Here is a 12,004-nt window from a genome sequence, read left to right as displayed (position 1 = left end):
AAGAGAGCGATTATGCGCAAGACCACCCTGCTCGCCGCGTTAACGGCTGCGACTGCGTTCTCCAGCCCGGCGCTGGCCGGCAGCCCCGAGGGCAAGCTCCAGGTGAAGGTGCTGGCAACCGGCGTGCTGCCCGATGGCGGCGTCGACAAGATCAAGTCGATCGATGCAGGGCTGGCCACTACGCTGACCGGAATGGGCGTGAGCGACGTCGACGCCAAGGCCAACGACAATGTCGTGCCCACTCTCGCGGTGGAGTACTTCTTCAGCAGGGCCGTATCGGTGGAGACGATCTGCTGCTTCACCCAGCACCATGTCAGCGGCGCGGCGGACCTGGCCGGTACGCGGCTCGTCGACCATGTTCTGATCCTGCCCGCCACGCTGACGGCCAAGTTCCACCTCGACACCGGCGGTCCGATCAAGCCCTATGTCGGCGCGGGTCCGGCGCTGTTCCTCGTCTTCGACGAAAAGCCCGGCGCGACCGCGCAGGCGCTGGGCGTGGACAAGGTGAAGATGTCGAATTCGCTGGGCGTAGCGCTGCAGGGCGGTGTCGACATCGCGCTCGGGCGCAGCGGCTACGGCGTTTCGCTGGATGCCAAGAAGTACTTCATCAAGCCCACCGCCAGCTTCTACGCCGATGGCGCGAAAGTGCTGGAGACCAAGCACGATCTCGACCCCTGGGTGATCAGCGCGGGCCTTTCGTACAGGTTCTGAGGCCTTTGTCCTCCCCGTATCGGGGAGGACAGGTTTCCTAAACCTCGTGGAAATTCAGCGTTGCGTTGAGGATGAACACGATCGTCCCCGCGCACATCGAGACGATCACGCGGGCCACCAGATAATGCGTATCCAGCGGCCCGGTCAGGAGCGCGAAGCCCGCAAGGATGATCGCCAGCCCCACCAGCGCATTGCCCAGGAAATAGATGTATCCGGTGAACAGCCCGCGCTCGCTGTCCCTGAACACCCAGAGCCGCGCCAGCACATAGTTAACCGCATTGGCGACAAGGAAGCCCAATGTCACCGCCACGAACTTGTCGAGCCCCGCGCGCGACACCATCACCCAGATCAGCGCCATGTCGATCGCGAAGCACAGGCTGGAAACCAGCGCGTTACGCAGGAACAGCACCGCACCGTGGCGGCTGAACAGGCCCGGATGGGAAGAGACAACCAACATGTCCTCGCAAACACCGCGCGCGGACATTGTTTCCCGCACTGCAAAAAGACGCGCCGGAACGTTACCCCGCTTCGGCGACCAGCGCTTCGTAGTCGACGATCGTGACATCCCGGCGCGAGGGCAGATCGATAACGCCTTCGTTCTTGAGGCGGGTGAACTGGCGGCTGACGGTCTCGATCGTCAGGCCCAGCACGTCGGCAATCTGCTGGCGCGAGAACGGCAGGCTCAGCAGGCGCTGACCGGGCTTGTCCAACTGGGTCCGCCAGCCGAGCCGTTCGACCATCTCGACCAGGAAGCTCGCCATCTTTTCCGCCGCCGACTTGCGGCCGAGCAGCAGCATCCAGCGCCGGGTGCGGTCCAGTTCGCCCAGCGTGCGTTCGAGCAGCTTGTGCTCCAGCGCCGGATGCGTCCGTGCAAAAGCGTCGAAATCGCGGCGCGAGAACACGCAGACCTGCGAATCGACCAGCGCGGTGACGCCGTGCCCGGTGGTGCCGCCGAAAGGCCGGCCGATGAAGTCGGATGGGTAGACCACGCCGACGATCTGCTCGCGCCCGTCCTCGGTATTGGTGGAAAGTTTCAGCACGCCGTCGATGACATTGGCGACGAGGACCGAATCCTCGCCCTCCCAGATGATCGATTCGCCCGCCGTCAGGACACGGGTCCGCCCGATGGCGTTCAGCGCCTCGAGTTCCTTCGCATCGAGCGCGGAACAGATCGCCCGGTTACGGACGACGCAAAGATCACAATTGGCCATTATCAAGCATCACCGGGTCGCTTCTCATCGATCGCATAGCCCATGGGGGGCGGACAGGGAACCATGCGTGGGCCGCTTCGACACGCCAGGCCCCCGTCAAAGCTGCCGCTTCTCCAGCTTACGCGCCAGAGTGCGGCGGTGGAGCCCAAGCCGCCGCGCGGTTTCCGAAATGTTGAATTCGCACTCGACGAGGGTCTGGTGGATATATTCCCACTCCAGCGTCTTGATCGAGCTTTTGCGCCCTTCCACCGGGATGCTGGCATCGCCGCGCAGATTGCCGAAAGCGGCCTCGATATCGTCCGTGTTCGAAGGCTTGGCGAGGTAGTGCGCCGCGCCAAGCTTGATCGCCTCGACGGCGGTTGCGATGCTCGCATAGCCGGTCAGCACGACGATGCGGGTCTGCGGTGCATGGGCATGGAGCGCCTCCACCACCGCAAGGCCCGAACCGGAACCCAGCTTGAGATCGACCACCGCGAATTCGAAATCCTCGGCCAGGAACAGGGCCTCGGCCTCGTCCGGGCTGGCGGCGGAGGCCACGCGGTAACCCCGGCGTTCGAACGAGCGGCGCAGGGTCCGCGCGAAAGTAGGGTCGTCCTCGACGATCAGCAGGCTGGCGCCGCTGCCCGAAGCATCGGCGGGCGCTGCGAGAGGAGGAACAGCGGGGGGAGGAACCTCGGTCATGCCCCCTTGTCCGGCTCCGGCTGCGCGCTGTCCAGTGCCAGTGTAGCAAGCGGGATCGCCAGTTGCACGCTGGCACCGCCGTCGCGCCGATTTTCGACGAAGACCGAGCCGCCCAGCTTGCGGATCACATTGACCACCAGGAACAGGCCCAGCCCGCCCCCGTCACGCCCCTTGGTTGAGGCGTAGGGCTGACCGATGCGCCCCAGCATCTCGGGCGAGAAGCCCGGCCCGCGGTCGCTGACGGTGAGGACCAGGCTGGGGCTTTCCGTCTCATGATTCAGCCAGGCCTCGATCACCACGAGTTCGGGCGAAACTTCGGCGGCATTGTCGATGACGTTGCCGATGATCTGACGCAGGCCGGGATCGGCGATGATCGGCACTTCCCCGGCGATCCGGTCGACGAGGCGCAGTTCGCCCGCAAAGCGCGCGCGCCATTCCTCGGCAATGTCCTCGATGAAGGCGCGCACCCCGGTCACCGCCGGGTCGATACCGCGCACTTCGCCCGCCGACATCAGGATGCCCGAGACGATGGTCTTGCAGCGCGCCAGTTCGCGCCGCACGTCGGCGAGGTCGGCGGCCATGTCGGGATCGCCGGCGATCAGCGGCTCGCGGCTCCAGTCGCCCAGGATCACCGAAATCGACGACAGCGGCGTGCCCAATTCATGCGCGGCGCCCGAAGCCAGCAGACCCATGCGGATGATGTGGTCCTCCTCCGCCGCCTGCTGGCGCAGCGACGCGAGGCTGGCGTCGTTCTCGCGCCGGGAGTGGTCGAGCCGGACCACGAAGACGATCAGCAGCACCGCCGCCAGCACGAAGCAGAACAGGCTGCCGTAGATGTAGAGGTGAAAATGATCCGCCGCATAAGGGAACGGCAGGCTTAGCGGGACGTATACGAACGTCAGCAGCGCCATGCACAGGCAGGCGTTGAGCGCGACCAGCCAGCTCCAGCGCGCATCCAGGATGATCGCGCCGATCACGATCTGGAGCAGGAACAGGAAGGTGAAGGGGTTCGTCGCCCCGCCGGAATAATAGAGCTGCCAGCACAGCGCGACGACGTCGATCATCAGCGCCGAAAACAACTCCCGCTGCGAGAACGCCGTGCGCCGCTTGAGCACACCCGTGACCGCCAGGTTGACGAGGATCAGCAGCAGCGGCGCCAGCAGCAGCGGGGCCAGCGGCAGCCGGACCTTCAGCGCCTGCGAGACGACGACGATCGCCGCCAGTTGCCCGAACACCGCAATCCAGCGCAGCTGCGTCAACAGGATGACGCTGGAGCGGCTGGGCGTACTGGTCGCCGCGCCCGGCCCTATTTCAGGCGGGGCGAACAACGCCAGCAGCGGCTCGATCACGCGCGGCGCCAGATGTAGACCAGGCCGAACGCCGAGAGCGCCGTGAGCGCGAACCATGTCAGCGCGTAAGTGAGGTGGTTGTCGGGGAAGTGAATCTGGGTAAGGCCCGAAACCGGCTTTACCGGCGAGGGCGGGATCTGCGCGGCCTGCTCCACCTGCACGTCGACGAAGGCGGGCACGACAGCCCCCAGTTTCCGCGCTGCGGCAAGGCCTGCGACATCGCGCGAATACCAGCGGTCGTCCTGCGGCCGGTTGGCCTGGAGCACGCTGCCCTTGGGCTCATTTAGGCGCAGCAGGCCGGCCACCGTTACCCGGCCCTCGGGGGTGGAGGCGGCGGCAACGGCGCGCGGAGTTCCCTCCGGCACGAAGCCGCGGTTGATCCATACCTGCCGGCCATCGTCCATCCGCAGCGGCGTCATCGTCCAGTACCCGGTCCCAAGGTCCGTGGCGGCCCGCACCAGCGCGGTCGCGGAACCCTGATATACGCCGGAGAGCTTTACGCGAAGATATTCCAGATCGCGGGCGCCCGCGTCGGCCGGAAGGTCCACGGGGGCCGCATGGACGCGGGCGTCGACGCGCGCGATCAGCGCGTGCTTCCACTGCATACGCTGCACCTGCCACACGCCAAGGGTCGCGAAAACGGCAAGGGCCATCAGCAGAAACGCGGCGAGCCCGTAAGGCCGCCGCGTTCCGCTTGTCCGATCCGGGGAGCCGGACAGGGTCAGGGTACCTGACTCATGTCATGGCTCATCGGCATCATGTTGTGGTTCAGGTGGTACATCACCCAGAGCGAACCGGAGAGCGTGATGACGAGGACGACGATCGTGAAGATCAGCGCCATCACCGTCCAGCCGTTCTCCGACTTGGTGTTCATGTGCAGGAAGTAGATCATGTGAACCACGATCTGCACCAGGGCGAAGGCCATGATCACCAGCGCGGTGGTCTGCTTGTCGGGGATCGCACCCGTCATCACCAGCCAGAACGGGATCGCGGTGAGCACGACCGACAGCAGGAAGCCCACGACGTATTCGCGCATCGAGCCATGGCTTCCGCCATGCTCGTCATGGTGGTCGGGGGCGTTGGGGTTGGAGTGCGCGTGTTCGGTGCCCATCAGAGCATTCCCATCAGATAGACGAAGGTGAAGACGCCGATCCAGATGACGTCGAGGAAGTGCCAGAACAGCGACAGGCACATCAGGCGGCGGCGGTTGGCCGGGATCAGACCCTTCGTGCCGACCTGCACGACCAGCGTGAACAGCCAGATCAGGCCGAAGGTGACGTGAAGGCCGTGGGTACCCACCAGCGAGAAGAACGCGGTGAGGAAGCCCGAGCGCATCGGCGTCGCGCCCTCATGGATGAGGTGGTAGAATTCGTACATCTCGATCGCGAGGAACGCGATGCCGAACGCGGCGGTAACCAGCAGCCACAGCTGCACGGCGCCCTTGCTACCCTTTTCCATCGCCAGCATGGCGAAGCCGTAGGTGATCGACGAGAACAGCAGCATCGCGGTGTTGAGCGCGACGAGCGGCAGCTCGAACAGGTCCTTCGGCCCCGGCCCGGCGGCAAAGTTGCCACCGAGCACGCCGTATGCGGCAAAGAGCATCGCGAAGATGAGGCAATCGCTCATCAGGTACATCCAGAAGCCCAGCATGGTGCTGCCGCCTTCGGGATGGTCGTGCTCGTCGAGGTCGTAGAACGCAGCCTGGAGCTGCGCCTGCGACAGGTCGTGGGTCGGATTTACGGTTGTAGCGGTCATGACATCAGGCTCCCGCAGCGGCGAGCTGGCGGGTGCGTGCCGCCTCGGTCGCTTCGACCGTCTCGACGGGGATGTGGTAGTCCCGCTTGTAGTTGAAGGTATGGAAGATCGAGTAGCCGAGGATGCCCACGAAGGACACGGCCGCCAGCCACCAGATGTACCAGATCATCGCGAAGCCGAGCGCCGTCGACAGGCCGGCAAGGATGATGCCGGTGCCGGTGCCCTTGGGCATGTGGATCGGACGGAAGCCGGTGGTCGGACGTTCCACGCCGCAGCGCTTCATGTCTTCCCACGCGTCGATGTCGTGGACGATCGGCGTGAAGGCGAAGTTGTACTCCGGCGGGGGCGAGGAGGTCGCCCATTCCAGGGTACGACCGTTCCACGGATCGCCCGTCTCGTCCTTCAGTTCCTCACGCTTCCAGATCGATACCGCGAACTGGACCAGCATGGCGCCGATGCCGCCCGCGATCATCACCACACCAAAGGCCGCGATGACGAACCAGATCTGGATGCTCGGATCGTCGAACACCCGCATGCGGCGGGTCACGCCCATGAAGCCCAGGATGTAGAGCGGCGTGAAGGCCACCCAGAAGCCCGGAACCCAGAGCCAGAAGCTGACCTTGCCCCAGAACTGGTTGAGCTTGAAGCCGAAGGCCTTGGGCCACCAGAAGTTGATCGCCGCGAAGATGCCGAACAGCACGCCGCCGATGATGACGTTGTGGAAGTGGGCGATCAGGAACAGCGAGTTGTGCAGGACGAAGTCGGCGGGCGGGATGGCGAGCATCACGCCGGTCATGCCGCCGATGGTGAAGGTCAGCATGAAGGCGACCGTCCACATCATCGGCAGTTCATAACGGATGCGCGCGCGGTACATCGTGAACAGCCAGTTGAACAGCTTCGCGCCGGTCGGGATCGAGATCACCATGGTGGTGATGCCGAAGAACGAGTTGACGCTCGCGCCCGAACCCATCGTGAAGAAGTGGTGCAGCCAGACGAGGTACGACAGGATGGTGATGACCAGCGTGGCGTAGACCATCGACGAGTAGCCGAACAGGCGCTTGCCGCAGAAGGTCGCGGTCACTTCCGAGAACACGCCGAACAGCGGCAGGATCAGAATGTAGACCTCAGGGTGACCCCAGATCCAGATCAGGTTGACGTACATCATCGGCGAGCCGCCGAAGTCGTTCGAGAAGAAGTTGAAGCCCAGGTAGCGGTCGAGCGAGAGCATCGACATCACTGCCGTCAGGACCGGGAAGGCCGCGACGATCAGGATGTTGGTGCAAAGCGAAGTCCAGGTGAAGATCGGCATGCGCATCATGGTCATGCCCGGCGCGCGCATCTTGACGATGGTCGCGATCAGGTTGACGCCCGATAGCAATGTACCCACGCCCGCGATCTGCAAGGCCCAGATATAGTAGTCGACACCGACCCACGGACTGTACGCCAGGTTCGAGAGCGGCGGATAGGCCAGCCACCCGGTCTGTGCGAACTCGCCGATGAACAGCGACATCATGACCAGAACCGCGCCTGCGGTGGTCATCCAGAAGCTGAAGTTGTTCAGGAACGGGAAGCTGACGTCACGCGCGCCGATCTGCAGCGGCACGATGTAGTTCATCAGGCCGGTCACGAAGGGCATCGCCACGAAGAAGATCATGATCACGCCGTGGGCGGTGAAGATCTGGTCGTAGTGATGGGCGTTGAGGTAGCCCTCGTTGCCGTTGAAGGCGATCGACTGCTGGATACGCATCATGACCGCGTCGGCAAAGCCGCGCAGGAGCATGATGAGGCCCAGCACCATGTACATGACGCCGATCTTCTTGTGGTCGACGCTGGTGAACCACTCCTTCCAGAGATACCCCCAGAGTTTGAAGTAGGTGAGCGCGGCCACGAGGGCCACGCCGCCCAGCGCGACGACCACGAAGGTCGCCAGCACGATCGGTTCCTGCGGGAGGGCATCCAGCCACAGGCGTCCCAGCAAGGGACTCCAGTGGGAATGATCTACGGCTTCGATTGCCATGATACTATCAGTTCCGGGAATTCAGGGAAACGTGAGCGGGCCTGGCGGCAGCATCGGGCGCAAGCGCCTCTTGCTGACCCAGCCCGATCGATTGCGGCGCAGCAAGGCCTGCGCCGTTAAGCGAGCGCATGTCGGTCGGCGCCTTGATGGTGCCGTCCGGCGCCGAGCCGGGGATCTGACGGCACAGCGCGCGCACCCACGCCAGTTCCTTGCGGACAGCAGCGTCGGGGCTTGCGGTGGCATCGGTCCCGGCCTGGCGGCCGTTCTTGTCGTATTCGAGCATCGAGACGTTGCGGATGCCGGCCTTGCCCAGGCCGCCGTGCGCGTCGATCGCCATCATCTCGCTCGAGCACATCTTGCCCGGCTCGACGCACATATCGACGATCGCGCCGTAGAGGTCGGGGGCGACGGTAGCGAAGCGGATCACGGGGACCTTCTCGCTCGGCTTTTCAAGTTCGAGGTAGGCCGCGCGGTCGAGGTTGCCGCCCAGCGGCGGGGCCGCGGGTGCCTCGGGAAGCGGGGCGTCGGCGGTCTGGCCGGTGTTGGCCTGTTTGCCGCTGGCCTTCACTTCGCCGACCCACTTGGCAAAGCCCGCTTCATCGACCGAATGCGTGGCGAAACGCATGTTCGAGAAGCCCGCGCCCGAGTAGTTGGCCGAGAAACCCTCAAACTTGCCGGTCTCGTTCATCACCGCGTGCAGGCGCGTTTCCATGCCCGGCATCGCGTAGATCTGGCCGGCCATGGCGGGCACGTAGAACGAATTCATCACGCTGGACGAGGTGATCTTGAACTGCAGCGGACGCCCTGCGGGCACCACCAGCTCGTTGACCGTGGCGATTCCCTGCTCGGGATAGATGAACAGCCACTTCCAGTCGAGCGCGACCACCTGAACCTCAAGCGGCTTCGCATTTGCAGCAACGGGCGTCTCGTGATCGATCCGTCCGATGGTCCGGTAGGGGTCAAGCAGGTGGGTGCTGGTCCAGGTCACTGCGCCAAGGCAGATGATGATCAGCAGGGGCGCGGTCCAGATCAGCAGCTCCAGCTGGGTCGAGTGATCCCAGTCGGGCTCGTACTTGGCGTCCTTGTTAGACGCGCGGTAACGCCAGGCGAAGATCACCACGGCCGCCATGACCGGAATCACGATCAGCAGCATGAGCAGCACGGAGACGATAACGAGATCGCCCTGCTGCCGCGCCACGTCGCCTGCCGGGTCGAGCACGACCGTGTTGCAGCCGGAAAGTGCGGCGGTCAGCATCCCGGCCAGCCCGAGGGCGGCGACGGTGCGCTGGTTGAGGAAACGACTCGGGCCGAATAGACGGCCGGGCGGGTTCAGACGTGGCTCGGGCGGATGCATGGCGCTGCGCCTAGGCTCGTGCTGCGGATGCGAACATAGGACATTTTGTCCAATCCCCTTATGGCCCTGCAATGACGATAGGGCCGCTCATGTGGAGCCGGTCGCCTTTTGCGCCCGGCCGATTCGCGTAGCGTGTGGAGTTCTTCTACGCGCCCGTGTATACCTTGATACCAGACAAAGGCCGCGAAACGCCAGATGAGCAGCACAAACACCCCGACCCGCGAGGAACTCGGCCTGCCGACGTTCAAGCCGCACCACACGATCTCTCCCGGAGAGATCGCGATCGGCGTGATCATCGGGCGCACCTCGGAGTTCTTCGACTTCTTCGTTTATGCCATCGCCTCGGTGCTGGTGTTCCCGAAGCTGTTTTTCCCTTTCGTCGATCCGCTTACCGGCACGCTCTATTCCTTCGCCGTCTTCTCGCTGGCATTCCTGGCCCGCCCGATCGGCAGCCTCGTGTTCATGGCAATCGACCGCGCGTACGGGCGCGGCGTCAAGCTGACGATCGCCCTGTTCGGCCTGGGCGGCTCGACGGCAGCCATCGCCTTCCTGCCTTCCTATGAAACCGCCGGGATGACCTCGGTCTGGCTGCTCGCGCTGCTGCGTCTGGGCCAGGGTTTCGCGCTGGGCGGCACCTGGGACGGCCTGGCATCGCTGCTGGCCCTCAACGCCCCGGAAAACCGCCGCGGTTGGTACGCGATGATCCCGCAGCTCGGCGCGCCGTTCGGCCTGATCGTTGCCAGCCTGCTCTTCGCGTTCATGATCACCACCCTGCCCGCGGCCGACTTCCTCGACTGGGGCTGGCGCTATCCGTTCTTCGTGGCTTTCGCGATCAACGTCGTGGCGCTCTTCGCCCGCCTGCGCATCGTGGTGACCGAAGAATTCCAGAGCCTGTTCGAAAGCCGTGACCTCCAGCCCGTCAGTGTCGTCGGCACCGTGACGCGTGAATGGCGCACGATCGTGATCGGCGCTTTCGCGCCGCTCGCCAGCTTCGCGCTGTTTCACATGGTCACCGTGTTCCCGCTCTCCTGGGTCTTCCTCTTCACGCGTGAAGCCCCCACCGGCTTCCTCCTGATCGAAGCCCTGGCCGCTGCCTTCGGCGTCGTCGCCATGATCTTTTCGGGCCGTCTGGCAGACCGCTACGGCCGCCGTACCCTGCTTGGGGCCTGCGCCGTTGGCATTGCGGTGTTCAGCGGCTTCGCTCCCCAGCTGCTCGACGGCGGCACGGCCGGCGAGATCGTGTTCATGATCTCGGGCTTCATCCTGCTGGGCCTCGCCTTCGGCCAGTCCTCAGGCGTCGTCTCCTCGGCATTCGCAACTGAGCACCGCTACACCGGCTCGGCGCTCACCAGCGACCTTGCGTGGCTCTTCGGCGCCGGCTTCGCTCCGCTGGCGGCGCTGCTGCTCTCCGTGAACTTCGGCCTAATCGCTTCGGGCGGCTACCTGCTCTCCGGCGCCCTCGCGACGCTGGCGGCCCTGTGGTTCAACAAGGAACTGGCAAGCCGCTAAGGCCCAGCCCCAACACCAAAAAAGGCCGCACCCCGATAAGGGCTGCGGCCTTTTTTTATATCAATATCAGGTTTGCCTTAGGTAGCCATCCTAAAGCCGATCAACGGACCAGGCGATTGAACCGCGCCGGGTTTGCCAGAGGCTCCAACGCCTGAGAAGGTGGAGCCTGTATGATCAAGACGACGAACAAGTTTGCGCCGGAAGTTCGCGAACGCGCGGTACGGATGGTTTTCGGCGACGAGCGGGATCATCCCTCGCGATAGGCAGCGCTGGTGTCGATCGCCCCATCCACCTACCACGAGCGCGGGGCGCTGCGACAAGATTCGACACGCCTGTCGGCGCGGGTACGGCACGATGTTGCTCTCAAACCCGAGATCGCGCGCGTGTTCGCTGAGAACTTCGCGGTCTACGGCGTGCGCAAGGTTCGGCGTCAGATGATACGAGAAGGCGTGCCCGTCGCTCGTTGTACGGTTGCGCGACTGATGCGCGAGATGGACTTGGCAGGCGTGATCCGTGGCAAGCGCGGTGCGCACCACGATCAGCGACAAGGCCGCGCCGTGCCCGCTCGATCACGTCAGCCGCCAGTTCTACGCGTCAGCGTCGAACATGCTGTGGGTCTCAGACTTCACCTACGTCGCGACCTGGGCGGGGTTCGTATACGTCGCCTTCGTCATAGATACCTATGCTCGGCGGATCGTAGGCTGGCGGGCCAGCAAGACGGCGCATGCCAGCTTCGCATCAATGCCTTGGAACAAGCGCTCCACGATCGCTGTCCGAGCCATCGGGGCGGCCTGATCCATCATAGCGACCGTGGGGCGCAATACGTGTCTATCAAGTAAACCGAGCGCCTGCCCGAGGCCGGCATCGAGCCGTCAGTGTCGGCGACAGCTACGACAACGCTTTGGCCGAGACGATCAACGGACTCTACAAAGTCGAAGTGATCCACCGCCGCGGACCCTGGCGCAGCTTCGAAGCCGTCGAGTACGCCACGCTGCAGTGGGTCGACTGGTTCAACCATCGTCGGCTGCTGGAGCCCATCGGCAACATTCCGCCTGCCGAAGCCGAAGACCAATTTTATGCTGCCGCAGACAACAGCGATATGGCAGCATGACTCACAACCCAACGCCTCCGGTAGACCCGGCGCGGTTCAGTCCGCGGTGATCTGGCAGGCATTCTGTCGATTGCGCAGGAACGCAAAAAAACCCGCCTCCAGGGCGGGTTCCGGGCGGTCTGCAACGACCGGTACTGACTTGCAATTTAAGATGGTTGCGGGGGTAGGATTTGAACCTACGACCTTCAGGTTATGAGCCTGACGAGCTACCGGGCTGCTCCACCCCGCGTCAATCTTGCGCGTTCTGCAGGAACGCGAAGAGGGCCGCATGGGCCCTCTTGTTTGTTGTCATTGTGATGGGTTTTT

At 64.2% G+C, this 12,004-nt stretch carries 11 protein-coding genes, 1 tRNA gene and 1 pseudogene; 3 read left to right on the top strand and 10 right to left on the bottom strand.

Features of this window, described 5'->3' with window-relative positions:
• Nucleotides 1–12: 12 nt before the first annotated feature.
• On the top strand, nucleotides 13–711 hold the full coding sequence (locus GVL61_RS13715; protein WP_159980965.1) for an OmpW family protein: 699 nt from the start codon (nucleotides 13–15) through the stop codon (nucleotides 709–711).
• A gap of 37 nt (nucleotides 712–748) precedes the next feature.
• On the opposite strand, the gene GVL61_RS13710 is transcribed toward GVL61_RS13715, so the two are convergent.
• The 9 genes from GVL61_RS13710 to cyoA all read right to left on the bottom strand — a co-directional run bounded on the left by GVL61_RS13710 (nucleotide 749) and on the right by cyoA (nucleotide 8,979).
• Nucleotides 749–1,195 (bottom strand): GtrA family protein, encoded by a 447-nt coding sequence (locus GVL61_RS13710; RefSeq protein WP_235037691.1) that lies wholly within the window; start codon nucleotides 1,193–1,195, stop codon nucleotides 749–751.
• Nucleotides 1,196–1,229: 34 nt separating this feature from the next.
• Nucleotides 1,230–1,922 (bottom strand): Crp/Fnr family transcriptional regulator, encoded by a 693-nt coding sequence (locus GVL61_RS13705; RefSeq protein WP_159980963.1) that lies wholly within the window; start codon nucleotides 1,920–1,922, stop codon nucleotides 1,230–1,232.
• A 96-nt stretch (nucleotides 1,923–2,018) separates the two neighbouring features.
• Nucleotides 2,019–2,603, bottom strand: coding sequence for a response regulator transcription factor (locus tag GVL61_RS13700; protein ID WP_235037690.1), 585 nt, complete (start codon nucleotides 2,601–2,603; stop codon nucleotides 2,019–2,021).
• On the bottom strand, nucleotides 2,600–3,952 hold the full coding sequence (locus GVL61_RS13695) for an ATP-binding protein (protein ID WP_235037689.1): 1,353 nt from the start codon (nucleotides 3,950–3,952) through the stop codon (nucleotides 2,600–2,602). Before GVL61_RS13695 ends, GVL61_RS13700 begins: the two co-directional genes overlap by 4 nt.
• Nucleotides 3,949–4,605, bottom strand: coding sequence for an SURF1 family protein (locus GVL61_RS13690; protein WP_159980959.1), 657 nt, complete (start codon nucleotides 4,603–4,605; stop codon nucleotides 3,949–3,951). The genes GVL61_RS13695 and GVL61_RS13690 overlap by 4 nt, the downstream gene beginning before the upstream one ends.
• A gap of 68 nt (nucleotides 4,606–4,673) precedes the next feature.
• Complete coding sequence (gene cyoD, locus GVL61_RS13685) at nucleotides 4,674–5,063, bottom strand: cytochrome o ubiquinol oxidase subunit IV (protein WP_159980957.1); 390 nt, start codon at nucleotides 5,061–5,063, stop codon at nucleotides 4,674–4,676.
• Nucleotides 5,063–5,707, bottom strand: a complete 645-nt coding sequence (gene cyoC, locus GVL61_RS13680) for a cytochrome o ubiquinol oxidase subunit III (protein WP_159980955.1) — start codon at nucleotides 5,705–5,707, stop codon at nucleotides 5,063–5,065. The genes cyoD and cyoC overlap by 1 nt, the downstream gene beginning before the upstream one ends.
• A 4-nt stretch (nucleotides 5,708–5,711) precedes the next feature.
• Nucleotides 5,712–7,724, bottom strand: coding sequence for a cytochrome o ubiquinol oxidase subunit I (gene cyoB, locus GVL61_RS13675; protein ID WP_200844714.1), 2,013 nt, complete (start codon nucleotides 7,722–7,724; stop codon nucleotides 5,712–5,714).
• A gap of 7 nt (nucleotides 7,725–7,731) precedes the next feature.
• Nucleotides 7,732–8,979 carry a ubiquinol oxidase subunit II gene (gene cyoA / locus GVL61_RS13670; protein ID WP_235037698.1) on the bottom strand — a complete coding sequence of 416 codons (1,248 nt, stop codon included), beginning with the start codon at nucleotides 8,977–8,979 and terminating at the stop codon, nucleotides 7,732–7,734.
• A 294-nt stretch (nucleotides 8,980–9,273) separates the two neighbouring features.
• On the opposite strand from cyoA, the gene GVL61_RS13665 reads away from it, so the two are divergent.
• Together GVL61_RS13665 and GVL61_RS13660 are read left to right on the top strand one after the other, a co-directional pair.
• Nucleotides 9,274–10,587, top strand: coding sequence for an MFS transporter (locus GVL61_RS13665; RefSeq protein WP_159980951.1), 1,314 nt, complete (start codon nucleotides 9,274–9,276; stop codon nucleotides 10,585–10,587).
• 170 nt (nucleotides 10,588–10,757) lie between these two features.
• Nucleotides 10,758–11,698: pseudogene (locus tag GVL61_RS13660) on the top strand (IS3 family transposase).
• A gap of 152 nt (nucleotides 11,699–11,850) precedes the next feature.
• Here GVL61_RS13660 and GVL61_RS13655 read toward each other — a convergent pair.
• A tRNA-Met gene (locus GVL61_RS13655) sits at nucleotides 11,851–11,927 on the bottom strand.
• Nucleotides 11,928–12,004 lie beyond the last annotated feature (77 nt).

The organism is Novosphingobium sp. 18050 (assembly GCF_902706195.1).
Classification (GTDB): Bacteria; Pseudomonadota; Alphaproteobacteria; order Sphingomonadales; family Sphingomonadaceae; genus Novosphingobium.
The sequence above is the reverse complement of the archived record's forward strand: the minus strand, read 5'-3'. Positions and strand labels throughout refer to the sequence as shown.

Coding starts and splice junctions, on each gene's coding strand:
- GVL61_RS13715 (WP_159980965.1), top strand. CDS start 13: ATGCGCAAGACCACCCTGCTCGCCGCGTTAACGGCTGCGACTGCGTTC.
- GVL61_RS13710 (WP_235037691.1), bottom strand. CDS start 1,195: ATGTCCGCGCGCGGTGTTTGCGAGGACATGTTGGTTGTCTCTTCCCAT.
- GVL61_RS13705 (WP_159980963.1), bottom strand. CDS start 1,922: ATGGCCAATTGTGATCTTTGCGTCGTCCGTAACCGGGCGATCTGTTCC.
- GVL61_RS13700 (WP_235037690.1), bottom strand. CDS start 2,603: ATGACCGAGGTTCCTCCCCCCGCTGTTCCTCCTCTCGCAGCGCCCGCC.
- GVL61_RS13690 (WP_159980959.1), bottom strand. CDS start 4,605: ATGGCCCTTGCCGTTTTCGCGACCCTTGGCGTGTGGCAGGTGCAGCGT.
- cyoD (WP_159980957.1), bottom strand. CDS start 5,063: ATGGGCACCGAACACGCGCACTCCAACCCCAACGCCCCCGACCACCAT.
- cyoC (WP_159980955.1), bottom strand. CDS start 5,707: ATGACCGCTACAACCGTAAATCCGACCCACGACCTGTCGCAGGCGCAG.
- cyoB (WP_200844714.1), bottom strand. CDS start 7,724: ATGGCAATCGAAGCCGTAGATCATTCCCACTGGAGTCCCTTGCTGGGA.
- cyoA (WP_235037698.1), bottom strand. CDS start 8,979: ATGCTGACCGCCGCACTTTCCGGCTGCAACACGGTCGTGCTCGACCCG.
- GVL61_RS13665 (WP_159980951.1), top strand. CDS start 9,274: ATGAGCAGCACAAACACCCCGACCCGCGAGGAACTCGGCCTGCCGACG.